The organism is Halopiger xanaduensis SH-6 (genome assembly GCF_000217715.1).
In the GTDB taxonomy this organism is placed as follows: Archaea; Halobacteriota; Halobacteria; order Halobacteriales; family Natrialbaceae; genus Halopiger; species Halopiger xanaduensis.
This window is the reverse complement of sequence record NC_015666.1, coordinates 2304575-2319146: the sequence shown is the minus strand read 5'-3', so window position 1 is coordinate 2319146 and position 14572 is coordinate 2304575. Positions and strand designations below refer to the sequence as shown.

The following is a 14572-nucleotide window of genomic DNA, read 5'->3' as shown; positions in this document are numbered from 1 at the left end:
CGACGCAAACTGAACGCGACCAATTATGAGCACAGAGCAAGCAACCATCGACCGCCGCGAGACTGACTACGAGCCCGGACGCGGGGTGCGAACGGGAGCGCTCCTGATGGCGCTCGCGGGCGTCGCCTTCGTCGGCTACGGCGTCGTCTTCCTGGCCCGAACCTTCTTCGGGAGCGGCTTCGAGCTCGGCGTCGCGACGCTCAACGGGGTCACGCCGGCGGACCTCGACGCGATCGATCCGGCGATCATGCACTACATCAACCACCTCCACGTCGCCACTGCAGCGTTCATCATCGCGACGGGAATCGCGGTGACCGCGCTGGCGTGGTACGGGGTTCGCAGCGGCCTGCTGTGGGCGTGGGCTGCGGCCGTCGTCACCGCCGTCGTCGGCCTGGCGATCGCGCTGCCGATGCACTACATGGACCTGTTCGCGCACAACTGGGCGACGCACCTCGGCCCGATCTACCTCGCGACGATCGTGTTCGTGATCGGCGCCGGCGTGGCGTACCTGGGGCTGCGGTCCGATCCGCAGGCGGTGGACTCGAGCGAGAAGACGTCCAAGCGGGCGTGAAGACGTCGCGACGGCACTCACGACCGTCCGACTATTTCGCGCGGTGACTGCAGCTGCTCGTCGGCCCCAATCCGAACTTATCAGAGCGGCACCGGTACGAGAACCGCTGCTCGGGCTCGAGTCGATCCCGTCGCGCGGCAAGCCTCGAGGCTCGAGGTCGGCGCCGGCCGAACCGTCGAAGACGGCAAGAATCTATTTACCGGTCCACTCGCCAAATCCGCCATGGATCGGCGATCGCGGCGAAGCGTGCTCGAAGTCACCGCGACGGGGCTCGCTGCGGGACTCGCAGGTTGTGCGAGCCTCGACGACGCGACGGGCGACTCGACCGACACGACGGGCGACTCGATCGACGAGCCGACGGAGCCGGATTCGAACCGATCGAACACGGCCACCGGGTTCTCGACGGACGTCTTCGAGCGCGCGGAAACGACGGCGAAAGCCGCCCGCGATGCCGTCGTGATCGTCCGCGGATCGAACGGCTCCACCGGAACCGGCTGGGTCCTCGATGCGGCGCAGGGCTACATCGTGACGAACTCGCACGTCGTCATCGACGGGCGGTCGTTCACGATCGAAACGTTCGACGGAGAAACCGCCGGTGCGACGCGCGTGGGGTATCACCAGGATATGATTCCGGACGTCGCGCTGGTCCAGACCGATTCGAACGGACTCTCGGGGCTTTCGACCGGCGACGAGTCGGCGCTCAGCGACGGCGATCCGCTGGTGACGATCGGCCACCCCGGGCGGTACGGCGACTGGATAATGTCGATCGGACGCTACGAAGACCACCCGGCGGCCAGCGAGTGGCTGCTCTCGACGGTTCCGACGTCGCAGGGAAACAGCGGCGGCCCGTTACTGACGCTCGAGGGCGACGTCGTCGGCGTAGTCAGCGGAACGACGACGGGGCCGGACGACGGGAAGGACTATTCGAAATCCGACGACTTGTACGCGGAGTTTCCGGAACTCGAGGAACTCACGACGAGCACCCCGATTAGTACGTTGCTGGAATCGGTCGAGACGTGGACGTAGGTGCCGAAACCAGGGCCGAACTTCCCGCGACGCGGCTTCCGGGTTCCGTATTCTCGTCGCTTCTTTAACCGATCTGTCTACCGGCGACGAGCACGATCTATACGCCATACTTTTTGAGCATGCATGTAGTGCTGTGTACTACGATGGCGACGAAAACGATTTCACTCGACGAAGAAGCCTACGAGCGGTTGAAGGCTCGGAAGAAAGAAGGGGAGAGCTTCAGTGAAACCGTCAAACGACTCGCAGGAGAACGGTCGTGGAATGAAGTCGCAGGTATCCTCTCCGAGGAGGAGGCTTCGGACCTCGAAAGCGCTATCGAGGAGGGGCGAACTCGCTCGAGAGAACGGAGCGACCGCCTCACAGCGGAGCTAGACGAAGCAGTTGGTAACGGGAAGGCGGAATGATTCAGGATACATCATTTATCATCGACCTATTACGTGGAGACGAAAACGCAAAACGGCTTCTCGACATCGTTGAGAAGGAATCACGGCCACAGAAAGTACCCTCCGTAACGGTGCTCGAACTCTACGAGGGTGTCGCCCGTTCACAAGTGCCAGAAACGAAACGAGAACGTATCCTCGACGTACTGGAAACGAAGCACGTAGTAAGTGCCGACCAAACCGTAATGCGAAAAGCCGGGAAACTCTCCGGTGAACTAATCAACGGCGGCAAGCAGCTCGAGCGGGAGGATTGTATTATCGCAGCAACTGCCCTCCTGAACGATGAGCCGATTATCACGAGAAATACCGAACATTTCAACCGCGTCGATGACCTCGAAGTACGGTCGTACTAGTGGAAATAATCCGGTAGAGTAGCTGTTACCGGTTCTCTCTTTGTTCTACCTTGTTCAGATAGAGGATATATCTGAATCTGGTATTTCAGTTCTATCTTAGCAAAGTCCGAGCCGTTTTTACTGATGGTAGCAATATAATTCAGTCACAATCCCCCATATTTTTGTACTATTCTATACCAGCGTAACCAGTAATCTTCACCGCGTTCGATGTATCTCCTTGATTCTACTCGTCTAGAGTGGAAAATTGCTCGTCACTGCTGACCGGCAAACCCTAAAAGAACTTGATGAGAAAACCCCAGGACGGCATAGACACCAACCGTAGAGCTTGTGAGTCTTAACTAAAGGGGAATGACTTAAGATATTGACTGATGAGTTGTTCTGTCCCCCGACGAAGATGTTCTGAGAGCGACTCTTCACTCATGTCTAATTCATCAGCTAGTTCTTGGATTGTGACTTCCTGCGAGGGACTGTAGTAGCCGTTTTCATATGCAGCCACAGTCGCTTTGAGTGCCGCTAACCGCGTCCGTGCCTCACTCGCGGTCAGTGAGCCAGTATAGATCGGCGAACCCGGTTCTATGTGACGGCCTCCCTCAGTAAGTAGACCTGTATCCACAGGAGTGAATCCAATATCTTCGATAAGACTCGAAACTACACTTTTCGCCTCATCATCATCCCCAGCGATAAATATCGCAAAACGGTCATCCGGATCGGCCTCGAGCCGTTGTCCGTCTCGGAGGTTTTCCCAATAAATAGAATTGAATGCCTTGACCACTCTTGAGTCTTCGAGATGATCCGCAACGAGGTCCGTATGTGTCTTCCCTACGTCGGTTAGTCCGTCACGTCCCGGATAATAATTTGAGGCACTGATAACGATCTTATCACCGAGAGTGTCCGCAGGGAGGGATTTGTATGCATTGAACGGAATCGCCTCCATGACGACTTCGCCGAAATCGGCTGCCTCAGAGACGGTCCCCGCATGAGCGTTGCTTCCCAGATCGTCAACGAGATCGGTGAGTGTTTCTGGCCCCCGAGAATTACTAATCATAACCTCGTGGCCTGCTTCAACGAAGTTCTGAGCGGCTGTACTCCCGACATTCCCTGCGCCAATCATTCCGATTTTCATCAATGGTCTTCCGTTCCAGCCTATGAGTGGGGACGTGAAAAGCTACCAAGTTAGGAGTCTGGTTGCTACTACCGAGAGTGGAAGTGAGGGATCAACTTATCAATCCATACCCGTCTCAATTGAAACCTGAAGTACGTGGCTCGCTCCTCTTGTAGTATCCTCAACTGAGGATACAGCTCTTCGGAACATCTATTACTACGAATTTCGTAGTGGTGCTATGAGCGAGGGCGAAGGAAGTCAAGGGTCAAAACGGGGCGAAGGGGTTGATGAGAGTACGCTCTTCTCACTTCTCGGGAAGGCACATACCTTAGCAATCCTCAATGAAATTGTCACTACAGACAAGCAGTCGATCCGTTTCGGCGAACTCCAAGATTCGCTCGAACTTTCGCCGAATACTCTCTCTCGACGACTCGATGAACTTGTCGAAGTTGGGTTTCTTGAACGTACACAGTACGACGAAATTCCTCCACGAGTAGAATACGAAGAAACAGAAATGGTAAACGATCTCACGCCAGTTTTTCGAGGACTAGAGATATGGATGGAACGGCACGGATCGGATCAACTTGAGTGTTCCTGAGATTCAGTAGTTCACAAAGCCATTAGTTGAGACCTGTCGGAAGTAAATATAATAACATCTGAAATAGATCTGACTATTTCTTCAGCCGCTGATAGATTATATTGCTGAATATACGCTCTGCATTCAGCACGACTCGGCGGCACTATCTAAAATTGGTAGGTACCTTGGCAGTCAATACGCATCTCTATGTAACGATTCGACCGTCTTGGATTGGTCACTTGAAATGGATAAAGAAACTGGATTACTATCTACTACTCATATACTGCCTTTTTATAATAGCAGTAGATTTCGTCTGTTCTTCAGTTTACTCGTCCTCCCACTGTGTGTCGTTTTCGCTTCGGATATGGTGATTTTGCTCTATCTTGTTCAGTTCGATCAACAGTCGGAAGATCGCCTTCACCAGATTCGCATCGACATCGAACTGCTCGGCGTTCTCGCCCGCTCGCTCCATGACCTGCTGTTCCTGCTTCTCGTCGGTCGTCGGCAGGCCCTGCTCTTCTTTGACCTGCGCGATCGTGTCCGCGACGTAGGTTCGCTGGGCGATCAGCTCGACGATCTCGCGGTCGATCGTCTGGATTTCCTCGCGCAGTTCGTCGAGGCTCATCTCGTCCGGCGTTCGTGGCTCCGATTCCTCGTCGGCTCCGTTCCCGCTTCCGTTCCCGTCGGTCGCTGACTCTCGAGTCATTGTACTTGTGTTCCGTCCGTTCGCGTTTCCAGTAATCGTGTCGTTCCGTCGCGATCGGCCCACCGCTCCTGAACTGTTTCGAGCGTGTCCTCGTCGCCGACGGCGACGTAGCTCGGTCCGGTCCCCGACAGCGAGACGCCGGCCACGTCGGGCAGGGCGTCGATCATCGGGCCGGTCGAGAACTCTAAGGCGCCGCAGAAGGCGAAGCCGTTGACGGTCATCGCCTCGCCGTAGCGGCCCTCGAGCGCGAGTTCCTCGACCAGTTTCGCCATCGGTGCGACGCGCTCGCAGGCCGAGACGTCGGTGTCGGCGCTGTAGGCCCGCTCGGGGGGCGTGTAGACCAGCGCCGACCACTCGATTTCTCCGCGGGCGAGCAGTTCGTCGCCGCGGTTGTCGGTGACGGTGACGCCGCCGAGCATGCTCGCGCTGGCGTCGTCGAACGCGCCGGTGACCGTCACACCCGCGTCGCGGGCCGCCCGGACGCCGAGTCGGCAGGCCTCGACGCGCTCCACTGATTCGGCGATCTCGAGGGCGTCGAGCGTCGCGAGCACCGTCGCGTTGGCTGCGGCGCTGGAACTCTTGAGGCCGGAGGCCATCGGCACCTCGCTCTCGGTTCGCACGCGGGCGCCAACTTTGTCGGGATCTAAGCCCGCTCGTTCGGCGTACTCGTCGATCGCGAATTCGGCGCAGCGCTCGACGAGCGTCGTGTCGGCGTCGGGTTGGCCGTCGACCTCGCCGACGTACTCGCCGTCGTCGGTGAGTTCGACGCTCGCTGTCGTCTCGAGGTCGATCGCGAACGCGGAGCCGACTCCGGTCGCGAGCGCGTTGAGAACCGTCCCGGCTGCGGGGGCAACGGCGCGGCCGTCCATACGGGTACACTCTCAAAGCGGCTATTTACGGCTGACGGTCTCGACGGGGGTTGCCAATTCGCAAAGCTGTTGATCGACTTCGTCGTCCGGTCGGCTCGAGAGGCTCCGCTTCGAGCGCCGCTGGCGCGATTCGATCGGCTCCCCGGCCCAGCGGGACGAGAGCGATGGCGGGCCGGCGGAACGCACCGCTTTTCCGAACTCCGGCCGAACGTCTTCCCAATGAGCGAGCGCAGCAACGTCGCACCCAGCACGATCGGCGTCGACTTCGTCGAGGGCGGCATCGTCGTCGAGTACCTCGACGGCCGGGACGTGTTCTACCACGGGCCGCCGAAGCCCGTCGCGGAGTCCATCACGACGCCGCCGGGCAAGGACGTCCACGTCCTCGTCACCGACCCCGACGGCCTCGAGGGCGTGATGACCTACGTCAACGACCGGGACACCCACGACGAGATCCTCGAGTCGACCGGCGTCGGCCGGGTCATGCTCGAGGCCGACGACGAGGAGGTACTGTTCCCGGGCGTGACCGTCACGACGGAGGCGTACTCGATCCGCGTCGAGGCGGACCTCGAGGTCGTCGACGGCCGCGTGTTCATCTTCGCGGAGGACGAGTTGAGCGAACACGCGTACGAACTGGTTGCGGAGGGCGAAGTCGACGACGAGAGTGAAGACGAGGCCGACGCGAACGACGCCGACGACGACCGAGCGAACGAGTAAGCATGCCGCTCAGCAAACCCTGGCGCGACCTCGACCGAAAGACGGTCTCGAGCGCCCCCGACAAACCCGGCGTCTACGAACTCGGCGACGGCTCCGGGACCGTGATCTCGGTCGATCACGGCATCCTGCGGGACGAACTCAAGACTGCGCTCGCCTACGGCGACGCCGCGCGCGTCCGCTGGACGGCGACGCACACCCGCGAGCAGGCCCGAGAGGTCGCGGCGGAGCACCGCGAGCGCCTCGAGTAGTCCGCCGCGGCCGGGCGTACTGGTTACTGAATGTACGACGGGTCGGAGCCGTCGCAGTGCTTCTCGTGTTCGGTTGCGTCCGACTTCTCGTCGAAGAGCAACCCGCAGGTTTCGCACTCGTACCAGGTGGCGTCGTCGCGCTCGGTCTGGACGACCATACCACACGGTGCGACGGGAACGCCCAAATGCGTTTCTCCGAGTGGAACGGGACGGGAACGCTCGTGGCGGCGTCCAAGGCGATGTGACGCCGCGGGGAAATTCTCAAGACGACAGGGCCGAAACCAAGGGGTATGAGCGGGTCGGATTCGGACGGCGTTTCACTGTCGGTACGAGCGGCCGAAAAGCGCGACGCCGGCCGCGGCGTCGCACGGATTCCCGAACTGGCGCGGCGACAGTTGGGCGTACTGAGCGGCGACACCGTCATCATCGACGGCGAGGCGGAGACGGTCGCGAAGATGTGGCCGGCCGACCCGTCGGTGGCGGAAAACGTCATCCAGATCGATGCCGACACTCGCGCGAACGCCGGCGTCCACGTCGGCGACGCGGTGACAGTCCGGCCGGCGGACAAGTCCTCGATCCGCGAGGCCGAGCGCGTCACGCTGACGCCGCCGCCGTCGCTGTCGGCCAACGAACGGCAGGTCGCCGAGCGCGAGGCGACCAAGAAACTCCGCAACCGCCCGGTCCGGGCCGGCGAGCAGATCCGGGTCGAGGGCGTCGGTGCGGAGCCGTTCAAGGTCGTCGACACGACTCCCGAGGGCGACGTGCGGATCACGAGCACGACGACGATCCGGATTCACACCCCCGATGCGATCGACAGCGGTGCGACGGCCGCGACTGGCTCTCGATCCTCGAGCGGAGCCGGCGGCGACTCGAGCGGCTCCGACAGCACCGGGGCAGCGTCCGAGTCCGGCACGCCCTCCGCAGCCGCGTCCGCGACCCAACCGACCTCCGGCGTCACCTACGAGGACATCGGCGGCCTGGACGAGGAACTCGAACTCGTTCGCGAGATGATCGAACTGCCGCTCTCGGAGCCCGATCTGTTCCGCCGACTCGGGGTCGAACCGCCCTCCGGCGTCCTACTGTACGGGCCGCCGGGGACCGGGAAGACGCTGATCGCCCGCGCGGTGGCCAACGAGGTCGACGCCAACTTCGAGACGATCTCCGGGCCGGAGATCATGTCGAAGTACAAGGGCGAGAGCGAGGAGCGGCTCCGCGAGGTGTTCGAAACCGCGTCGGCGAACGCGCCGACGATCATCTTCTTCGACGAGATCGACTCCATCGCCGGCCAGCGCGACGACGACGGCGACGCCGAGAACCGGATCGTCGGCCAGCTGCTGACGCTGATGGACGGGCTCGACGCCCGCGAGGAGGTCATCGTCATCGGCGCGACCAACCGCGTCGACGCGATCGATCCCGCGCTCCGCCGGGGCGGCCGGTTCGACCGCGAGATCCAGATCGGCGTCCCCGGCGAGGAAGGCCGCAGGGAGATTCTCGAGGTCCACACTCGCGGGATGCCGCTGGGCGACGACGTCAACATCGACGCGATCGCCCGACGCACCCACGGCTTCGTCGGCGCGGACCTCGACTCGGTGACAAGCGAGGCCGCGATGGCGGCGATCCGCGGTCGGCCGACCGATACCGATGACCGCGAGGAATGGAACCGGAACCCGACGGTCCGTAAGCGCCACTTCGACGAGGCGCTCGCGGCGGTTGAACCGTCCGCGATGCGCGAGTACGTCGCCGAATCGCCGAACACGGACTTCTCGGACGTCGGCGGCCTCGAGGCGGCGAAGGGCACCCTCCGCGAATCGGTGGAGTGGCCGCTGACCTACGACCGCCTGTTCGAGGAGACCAATACCGAACCGCCCTCCGGCGTTTTGCTGCACGGGCCGCCGGGGACCGGCAAAACCTTGCTCGCGCGGGCCCTGGCCGGCGAGACGGACGTCAACTTCATCCGCGTCGACGGCCCGGAGATCATCGACCGCTACGTCGGTGAGAGCGAGAAGGCCATCCGCGAGGTGTTCGAGCGCGCCCGCCAGTCCGCGCCCTCTATCGTCTTCTTCGACGAGATCGACGCGATCACCTCGGCCCGCGGCGAGGGCCACGAGGTCACCGAACGCGTCGTCTCGCAACTGCTGACGGAACTCGACGGCATGCGCGAGAACCCGAATCTGGTCGTCCTCGCCGCGACCAACCGCAAGGAGCACATCGATCCCGCCCTGCTCCGTCCCGGCCGACTCGACACGCACGTCTACGTCGGCGAGCCCGACCGCGAGGCCCGCGAGAAGATCCTCGAGGTCCACGCCCGCGGGAAGCCGCTCGCGGACGACCTCGACATCGCCGAGCTGGCGGCCGAACTCGAAGGGTACACCGGCGCCGACCTCGAAGCCCTCGTTCGCGACGCGTCGATGCGTGCGATCCGCGAGGTCGCGAGCGAATACGAGCCCGACGAGGCAAACGAGAAGGCCGACGAGGTTCTGATCGAACGCCGGCACCTCGAGGCGGCCCGAGAGGACGGAGACGTCTAACCGGTGACGCGTTTCGCTCGGTGACGGCTCACGCGACGCGGGACCCGGTTGGGCCGGTCGTCGGCCGGTCGACCGCAGCGGTCGTTGTCGTATCGTGACCGGCACTTATCTTGCTCGCTCGCAAATCGATCCTATGAGCATTATCGCCGAATTTTCCGTCAAATCGGACGATCTTGCGATGCACCACGCGCTCACGGCGGCGCCGCAGATGGTCGTCGAGATCGAGCAGGTGGTGGCGACGATGGAGGATCGGATCATGCCGTATTTCTGGGTGAGCGGCGACGATCAGGCGGCGTTCGAGGACGCGTTTCGGGACGACGACTCCGTGAAGAATATCGCCAACGTCGACGAGGTGGAGGGGGCGAGATTGTACCGCGCCGAGTGGACGGACAACATCGAAACGATCGTTTACGCGTACGTCGACCTCGGCGCAACGATCATGCGAGCGATCGGGAAGGGCGAGGAGTGGGACCTCCGGATGCGATTCGACAATCGTGACTCGCTCTCGGACTTTCAAGCGTACTGCGAGGAGAACGACATCTCCTACGAACTCAACCGGATCCAGGAACAGGAACAGCCGATGGCGAGCGCCCAGTACGACCTCACGCCGACGCAGCGGGAAACGCTGATCACCGCGCTCGAGGCGGGCTACTACGAGGTTCCGCGGGCGGTGACGATGCGCGAACTGGCCGACATACTGGGCGTCTCCCAGCAGACGCTCTCGAACCGGTTCCGCGCGGCGTACAACAATCTCATCACGAGTACGTTGACGATCACTCATCCCGACGAGGAGTAGATCAGATCCTCGGATCGTCTTCCGGCGGTGATGGAAGTAGTACTATACAGCCCCTCGCCTCTTGCCCGAAGGGGCGTTTTATTCCGGTATGGTTGGGACATCTACCGAATTCAGTACCGTCCTCGAGCTGTGTCAGGACCGACACCGTCGGATCGTTCTCGCGGCACTCGCGGGCGAGGAGCGGTCGCTTACCGTGCGGGACCTCGAGCATACGATCGTCAAATACAATCACCACGCGCCGCCGGAGGCGGTCTCCGAGGACGAATCGACGCGGATTCGGATCTCGCTGCACCACGTCCACCTCCCGAAGTTAGCGGACCTGTCGCTCGTCGACTACGACCGGGAACGGGGGCTGGTGGAACCGACGTCCCGGTTCGACCGCTTACAGCCCCAGCTTTCGGCCATCATCGACGCCGATCCCGGTCTCGACGCACCGCTCGTACTGTGAGTTCCCTCGAAATCGGCCGTGAACGGGTTTCCTCGATCGACGGTCTCAGACCGAACTCAAAAGACGGAAATCATCCATTCGGCGGCCGTTAGGCCGGTACTTCCTTCGGATCGCGCTCCCAGTGGCGGTGCTGGGCGATCGCGTCGACGAACTCCTCGGCGAACGACTCGAGGTCCTCGCCGTCGGGATCCATCACGACGCCCTGCTCGGAGACGATGCCCTCGCGGGCGTTCGCGACGTCGACGCCCGGCAGTTCGACCGCCTCGAGCAGGTCTGTACCCGCGCCGGCGGCGGCGATCGGCTTCTTGTGTTTGAACATCTCGGCGACGAAGTGCTTCGCGTTGCCCTGCTCTACGAGCGCGTCGACGTGGTCGCCGCCGGGGACGTAGACCGCGTCGAACAGGACCGACTCCGTGGTGACGTGGCTCTTGTCGGCCGCGACCGTATCCCCGTTTTCGGCCTCCTTGTCGCCGAGCACCTTCGAGACGATCTTGACGCGGCCGCCCTCGTCCTGTAAGGTGGACTGGATCGTCTCGAGGTGGTCGCTGTCGTAGTCGTCGTCGACGAGGACGGCGATCTTGCGGGTTTCGATGGAGTCGGCGTCCCGGCGCTCTTCAATGCTCAGCCGCGAGTCCTCGCGGTCGTGGGTCGGCATCTGGTCGCCGGGTTCCTCGGGCGGCTCGACGCCGATGCCCTCCGCGACGCGCTTGGCGAACTCGTGGTCGACGTTGTTGAACAGGTCGTAGACCATCCGCTCGCGGATCTCCACGCGGTCGACCTTGCCGAGTTCGAAGTGGGCGGCGTCGATGATGTTCTGTTTCTCGGGTTCGGTCATGCTGTTCCAGAACAGCCGGGCCTGATCGAAGTGGTTCTGGAAACTCTCGGAGCGGTTTCGGATCTTCTTTCCGTCGATCTTTTCGGCGTAGTGTTCGTAGCCGCCCTCCTCCTCGGGCGCTTCCTGCGGATCGTCGTCGCCGATGGAATTGGGTTTGTAGGAGGCCTTGCCCTCGTTGATCTCCTGGCGCATGAAGCCGGCCCGCTGGTTGTTGTGCCGCTCGGCGATCGGCCGGTTGATCGGAATCTCGTCCCAGTTGGCGCTGCCGAAGCGATTGAGTTGGGTATCCTGGTAGGAGAACAGCCGGCCCTGCAGGAGCGGGTCGTTCGAGAAGTCGATCCCGGGGACGACGTTCCCGGGGTGGAACGCGACCTGCTCGACCTCCGCGAAGAAGTTGTCCGGCGTCTCGTTCAGGGTCATCTTCCCGATCGGCCGCACGGGAACCTCCGACTCGGGGACGATCTTCGTCGGATCGAGGACGTCGAAGTCGAACTCCTCGGCGTCCTCCTCGTCGAAGATCTGAACCCCGAGTTCGAACTCGGGTTCGTACCCAGCCTCGATGACGTCGTAGAGGTCCTGACGGTTGAAGTCGGGGTTCTTGCCGGCGATCTTCTGCGTCTCGTCCCAGACGAGTTGGCTGGTGTCGTACTCGGGCGCCCAGTGGAACTTGACGAACACCGACTCGCCTTCCTCGTTGACCAGCCGGAAGGTGTGGACGCCGAACCCTTGCATCATCCGATACGCGCGCGGGAGCGCGCGACCGGAGAGGACCCACATGATCATGTGCGTAATCTCGGGCTTGAGGGAGGCGAAGTCCCAAAAGGTGTCGTGGGCCGCCGAGGCCTGCGGCGTCCCGTCGTCGGGGTCCGGCTTGATCGAGTGGACCAGATCGGGGAACTCCATCGCGTCCTGGATGAAGAAGACGGGGATGTTGTTCCCGACGAGGTCCCAGTTGCCCTCCTCGGTGTAGAACTTCGTCGCGAAGCCGCGGACGTCTCGCACCGTGTCCGCGGAGCCCCGGGAGCCGACGACCGTCGAGAACCGAGTGAAGACCGGCGTCTTCTGGTCCGGGTCGGTCAGAACCTTCGCCTTCGTCAGCTCCTCGATATCGTCGTATTCGTCGCCGAGATCCGGATCCTCGTAGGGCTGGAAGTAGCCGTGAACGCCGGTTCCACGCGCGTGGACTACTCGTTCCGGGATCGACTCGTGGTCGAACTGGGTCATCTTCTCCCGGAAGTGGAAGTCCTCCATGATCGTCGGCCCGCGCTCGCCGGCCTTCAGGGAGTTGTCCGTGTCGCTGACCTTGACGCCGTGGTCCGTCGTCAGCTCCTCGCCCTCGGAGTTCTCCCGCACCTCGTCGAGTTGGTCCTGCTTGCTGTTCTCGTCGACGCCCTCGGTGCGGTCGCTGGTTCCGGGCTGACCGTCGCTCTCGCTTCCGCCGTCGGTCTCGCTCGAGCCGCCGTCGGCGATCGACTGCTCGGTCTCGTTCGTCCGATCGCTGTTACCGGCGGGTTCCGAATTATCTGTCGCGTTCTCCTCCGCCTGCCGTTCGTCGTGTGAATCGTGTCCTGACATTGTTGGCCGATCGCGCTCGCCGCGCCGTTCGCAAGCCTCCGTCGCCGGCCGAACCGGCGGCGATCGGTCCGCACGAGCGATGGGGCCTCGAGGCCGTCCTGGTCGCAGTACTCCGAAAATCGTCGACTACAGCGGAGTGTCGCTGACGACAGGGCGGTCCCCTCGGGCCGCGGCGAGGGGCAGGGACGGCGCGTCGATCGCTGACGTTGCGTCCTGCAACCGTGGCAGCCGATCGCCCGAGGGCGAGTCGATGCCACTGCAGGCGTGGCTGTTGAAGCAATGACGAGTCACATAAGCGCTGGCTGTACCTTTGCAAGCCGGCGGCTGCGATCGGCTGGGCTCGAGGATCAGCGAGATGGAAGAACGAAGATAGATCCTGGGACGCGAACTTAGGCGGGGCTCGAGGCCGAATCGTCGGACTCGGTGTCAGAGCCACCATCGGCGTCGATCCCCTCGCCCGCGCCGTCGGGCGTCTCGGTCGTCACGTCGAACTCGAGGTCGCCGGCCTCGAATCCGCCGCCCTCGAGGACGATCGTCTCGCCTGCGGTGGTCGAGTCGCCGGGTTCGACGGCGATGGCCGATTTGTCTACCGACGGCGGAAAGAGAACGTCGACGCGGCTACCGAAGGCGATGTGGCCGATGCGTTCGCCGCGCTCTACGTCGTCGTCGGCCTCGACGTAGGGGTGGATCCGCCGGGCGAACGCGCCCGCGATGAGAGTGACTTCGGCGTCGCTTGCGGGCGTGTCGGCGTAGTCGTCCGGGTCGGGTGCAGGGTCAGTCTCGCCGTCGGTCGAGTCGGCCGGCAGGTTCGGCGAGTCGGTCTCGAGGCGGACGTGGACCCGCTCGTTCCGGTCGGACTCCTTGGAGAAGGCGGGCCGGTTCGCGCCGGAGACGTGTTCGACGTCGGCGACGCGGCCGGCGAACGGCGCGCGGACGACGTGGACGTGCCAGACGTTCATGAAGATGCCGAGCCGGACGCGGTCGCCCTCCTCGCGGAGCACGGAGACGCGGCCGTCGGCCGGTGCGACGACGCCCGTCGGCGGCGGCGTGCGGTCGGGATCGCGGAAAAACGCGAGGACGCCGGCGCCGGCCGCGAGCGAGAGGATGCCTGCCGTGGCGCTGATCACGAGCGCGAACGGCGCGGCGAGCAGCGGAAGGATGGCGTACTTCCAGGCCCCGGGAGCGAACTTCATATGGGATCCACGACGGCGAGGCGTATGGCCGTTACGGAGGGCAGGGCGTCGGCGACGACCCGGGCCGGAAGAACAGAGCGGTGAACGGATCGCCGAAATGGGAATAGAGCTCGAACGGAAGCGCCCGTGATACCGAGACGCTCCCAGCAACGCTTACCCGTGCGCTTCGATCGCCAGCCGAATCCGATTCGCGAAGACGTTCATCTCGCCCGTCGCGTGGTCGCTCTTGCTGACGAACGCCGAGACGCCCGCCTCGAGCGCCTCGTCGACCAGCGGCTCGAGCGGGTTCCCGGTAAAGAGCACGAACGGCAGGTCGGGGACCGTCGCCTCGTCGTGCAGCGACGCCGCGAGCTCGAGCCCGTTCTCCTCGAGCAGTTCGTAGCTGGAGATGACGCAGTCGAACGACGCCGAGTCGGCGAGCGTCGACCGGGCGTCCGCAGCCGTCGCGACGGTCTCGACGTCGAAGCCGTGCTCCGACTGCAACGTCCGGCTGACGTGTTCCGTCAGAAAGTCGCTGTCGTCGACGAAGAGAACGCGATACGGTGACATAGACAGACAACTCGGACGAATTACTATAAACCGTTTGGCACC

17 protein-coding genes are annotated in these 14572 nt (G+C 62.9%); 10 read left to right on the top strand and 7 right to left on the bottom strand.

The window, feature by feature from the left end; all coding sequences use genetic code 11:
- Nucleotides 1–25 precede the first annotated feature (25 nt).
- From HALXA_RS11315 to HALXA_RS11300, 4 genes are all read left to right on the top strand, one after another.
- Nucleotides 26–571: a hypothetical protein gene (locus HALXA_RS11315; RefSeq protein ID WP_013880498.1), complete on the top strand. Its 546-nt coding sequence runs from the start codon at nucleotides 26–28 to the stop codon at nucleotides 569–571.
- Nucleotides 572–793: 222 nt separating this feature from the next.
- Nucleotides 794–1597, top strand: a complete 804-nt coding sequence (locus tag HALXA_RS11310; protein WP_013880497.1) for a S1C family serine protease — start codon at nucleotides 794–796, stop codon at nucleotides 1595–1597.
- A 143-nt stretch (nucleotides 1598–1740) separates the two neighbouring features.
- Nucleotides 1741–2001 carry an antitoxin VapB family protein gene (locus HALXA_RS11305; protein ID WP_013880496.1) on the top strand — a complete coding sequence of 87 codons (261 nt, stop codon included), beginning with the start codon at nucleotides 1741–1743 and terminating at the stop codon, nucleotides 1999–2001.
- The gene (locus tag HALXA_RS11300; RefSeq protein WP_013880495.1) at nucleotides 1998–2390 is read left to right on the top strand and encodes a type II toxin-antitoxin system VapC family toxin; all 393 of its coding nucleotides are present in this window, start codon (nucleotides 1998–2000) and stop codon (nucleotides 2388–2390) included. Before HALXA_RS11305 ends, HALXA_RS11300 begins: the two co-directional genes overlap by 4 nt.
- 334 nt (nucleotides 2391–2724) lie before the next feature.
- Here the strand turns inward: HALXA_RS11300 and HALXA_RS21070 are convergent, their stop codons facing one another.
- Entirely contained in the window at nucleotides 2725–3513 is a 789-nt protein-coding gene (locus tag HALXA_RS21070) for an NAD(P)-binding domain-containing protein (protein WP_148263642.1), read from the bottom strand.
- Between the two features lie 217 nt (nucleotides 3514–3730).
- On the opposite strand from HALXA_RS21070, the gene HALXA_RS21065 reads away from it, so the two are divergent.
- The gene (locus HALXA_RS21065) at nucleotides 3731–4090 is read left to right on the top strand and encodes a winged helix-turn-helix transcriptional regulator (protein WP_013880493.1); all 360 of its coding nucleotides are present in this window, start codon (nucleotides 3731–3733) and stop codon (nucleotides 4088–4090) included.
- 304 nt (nucleotides 4091–4394) lie between these two features.
- Here the strand turns inward: HALXA_RS21065 and HALXA_RS11295 are convergent, their stop codons facing one another.
- On the bottom strand, nucleotides 4395–4775 hold the full coding sequence (locus HALXA_RS11295; protein ID WP_013880492.1) for a chorismate mutase: 381 nt from the start codon (nucleotides 4773–4775) through the stop codon (nucleotides 4395–4397).
- A complete protein-coding gene (locus HALXA_RS11290) occupies nucleotides 4772–5644 on the bottom strand; it encodes a shikimate kinase (protein ID WP_013880491.1) in 873 nt (290 codons plus the stop codon). Before HALXA_RS11290 ends, HALXA_RS11295 begins: the two co-directional genes overlap by 4 nt.
- Before the next feature lie 219 nt (nucleotides 5645–5863).
- Between HALXA_RS11290 and HALXA_RS11285 the strand changes: the two genes are divergently transcribed.
- Together HALXA_RS11285 and HALXA_RS11280 are read left to right on the top strand one after the other, a co-directional pair.
- The gene (locus HALXA_RS11285) at nucleotides 5864–6358 is read left to right on the top strand and encodes a DUF5796 family protein (protein ID WP_013880490.1); all 495 of its coding nucleotides are present in this window, start codon (nucleotides 5864–5866) and stop codon (nucleotides 6356–6358) included.
- A 2-nt stretch (nucleotides 6359–6360) separates the two neighbouring features.
- The gene (locus tag HALXA_RS11280; RefSeq protein WP_013880489.1) at nucleotides 6361–6606 is read left to right on the top strand and encodes a DUF7508 domain-containing protein; all 246 of its coding nucleotides are present in this window, start codon (nucleotides 6361–6363) and stop codon (nucleotides 6604–6606) included.
- 23 nt (nucleotides 6607–6629) lie between these two features.
- On the opposite strand, the gene HALXA_RS22680 is transcribed toward HALXA_RS11280, so the two are convergent.
- The gene (locus HALXA_RS22680; RefSeq protein WP_013880488.1) at nucleotides 6630–6764 is read right to left on the bottom strand and encodes a DUF7128 family protein; all 135 of its coding nucleotides are present in this window, start codon (nucleotides 6762–6764) and stop codon (nucleotides 6630–6632) included.
- A gap of 132 nt (nucleotides 6765–6896) precedes the next feature.
- Here HALXA_RS22680 and HALXA_RS11270 point away from each other — a divergent pair, with 132 nt between their 5' ends.
- From HALXA_RS11270 to HALXA_RS11260, 3 genes are all read left to right on the top strand, one after another.
- Nucleotides 6897–9134 (top strand): AAA family ATPase, encoded by a 2238-nt coding sequence (locus HALXA_RS11270; protein ID WP_013880487.1) that lies wholly within the window; start codon nucleotides 6897–6899, stop codon nucleotides 9132–9134.
- A gap of 133 nt (nucleotides 9135–9267) precedes the next feature.
- Nucleotides 9268–9930: a helix-turn-helix domain-containing protein gene (locus HALXA_RS11265; RefSeq protein ID WP_013880486.1), complete on the top strand. Its 663-nt coding sequence runs from the start codon at nucleotides 9268–9270 to the stop codon at nucleotides 9928–9930.
- 88 nt (nucleotides 9931–10018) lie between these two features.
- Nucleotides 10019–10378, top strand: a complete 360-nt coding sequence (locus HALXA_RS11260) for a DUF7344 domain-containing protein (protein WP_013880485.1) — start codon at nucleotides 10019–10021, stop codon at nucleotides 10376–10378.
- An 88-nt stretch (nucleotides 10379–10466) separates the two neighbouring features.
- Here the strand turns inward: HALXA_RS11260 and HALXA_RS11255 are convergent, their stop codons facing one another.
- The 3 genes from HALXA_RS11255 to HALXA_RS11245 form a co-directional block, all read right to left on the bottom strand.
- Nucleotides 10467–12788 carry a catalase gene (locus tag HALXA_RS11255; RefSeq protein WP_013880484.1) on the bottom strand — a complete coding sequence of 774 codons (2322 nt, stop codon included), beginning with the start codon at nucleotides 12786–12788 and terminating at the stop codon, nucleotides 10467–10469.
- Between the two features lie 389 nt (nucleotides 12789–13177).
- A complete protein-coding gene (locus tag HALXA_RS11250; RefSeq protein WP_013880483.1) occupies nucleotides 13178–13981 on the bottom strand; it encodes a protein sorting system archaetidylserine decarboxylase in 804 nt (267 codons plus the stop codon).
- Between the two features lie 153 nt (nucleotides 13982–14134).
- Nucleotides 14135–14530, bottom strand: a complete 396-nt coding sequence (locus tag HALXA_RS11245; RefSeq protein ID WP_013880482.1) for a response regulator — start codon at nucleotides 14528–14530, stop codon at nucleotides 14135–14137.
- Nucleotides 14531–14572: the final 42 nt, after the last annotated feature.

What these genes read in the sequence shown, in the direction of transcription:
- HALXA_RS11315 (WP_013880498.1), top strand. Translation starts at nt 26, where the DNA reads ATGAGCACAGAGCAAGCAACCATCGACCGCCGCGAGACTGACTACGAG.
- HALXA_RS11310 (WP_013880497.1), top strand. Translation starts at nt 794, where the DNA reads ATGGATCGGCGATCGCGGCGAAGCGTGCTCGAAGTCACCGCGACGGGG.
- HALXA_RS11305 (WP_013880496.1), top strand. Translation starts at nt 1,741, where the DNA reads ATGGCGACGAAAACGATTTCACTCGACGAAGAAGCCTACGAGCGGTTG.
- HALXA_RS11300 (WP_013880495.1), top strand. Translation starts at nt 1,998, where the DNA reads ATGATTCAGGATACATCATTTATCATCGACCTATTACGTGGAGACGAA.
- HALXA_RS21070 (WP_148263642.1), bottom strand. Translation starts at nt 3,513, where the DNA reads ATGAAAATCGGAATGATTGGCGCAGGGAATGTCGGGAGTACAGCCGCT.
- HALXA_RS21065 (WP_013880493.1), top strand. Translation starts at nt 3,731, where the DNA reads ATGAGCGAGGGCGAAGGAAGTCAAGGGTCAAAACGGGGCGAAGGGGTT.
- HALXA_RS11295 (WP_013880492.1), bottom strand. Translation starts at nt 4,775, where the DNA reads ATGACTCGAGAGTCAGCGACCGACGGGAACGGAAGCGGGAACGGAGCC.
- HALXA_RS11290 (WP_013880491.1), bottom strand. Translation starts at nt 5,644, where the DNA reads ATGGACGGCCGCGCCGTTGCCCCCGCAGCCGGGACGGTTCTCAACGCG.
- HALXA_RS11285 (WP_013880490.1), top strand. Translation starts at nt 5,864, where the DNA reads ATGAGCGAGCGCAGCAACGTCGCACCCAGCACGATCGGCGTCGACTTC.
- HALXA_RS11280 (WP_013880489.1), top strand. Translation starts at nt 6,361, where the DNA reads ATGCCGCTCAGCAAACCCTGGCGCGACCTCGACCGAAAGACGGTCTCG.
- HALXA_RS22680 (WP_013880488.1), bottom strand. Translation starts at nt 6,764, where the DNA reads ATGGTCGTCCAGACCGAGCGCGACGACGCCACCTGGTACGAGTGCGAA.
- HALXA_RS11270 (WP_013880487.1), top strand. Translation starts at nt 6,897, where the DNA reads ATGAGCGGGTCGGATTCGGACGGCGTTTCACTGTCGGTACGAGCGGCC.
- HALXA_RS11265 (WP_013880486.1), top strand. Translation starts at nt 9,268, where the DNA reads ATGAGCATTATCGCCGAATTTTCCGTCAAATCGGACGATCTTGCGATG.
- HALXA_RS11260 (WP_013880485.1), top strand. Translation starts at nt 10,019, where the DNA reads ATGGTTGGGACATCTACCGAATTCAGTACCGTCCTCGAGCTGTGTCAG.
- HALXA_RS11255 (WP_013880484.1), bottom strand. Translation starts at nt 12,788, where the DNA reads ATGTCAGGACACGATTCACACGACGAACGGCAGGCGGAGGAGAACGCG.
- HALXA_RS11250 (WP_013880483.1), bottom strand. Translation starts at nt 13,981, where the DNA reads ATGAAGTTCGCTCCCGGGGCCTGGAAGTACGCCATCCTTCCGCTGCTC.
- HALXA_RS11245 (WP_013880482.1), bottom strand. Translation starts at nt 14,530, where the DNA reads ATGTCACCGTATCGCGTTCTCTTCGTCGACGACAGCGACTTTCTGACG.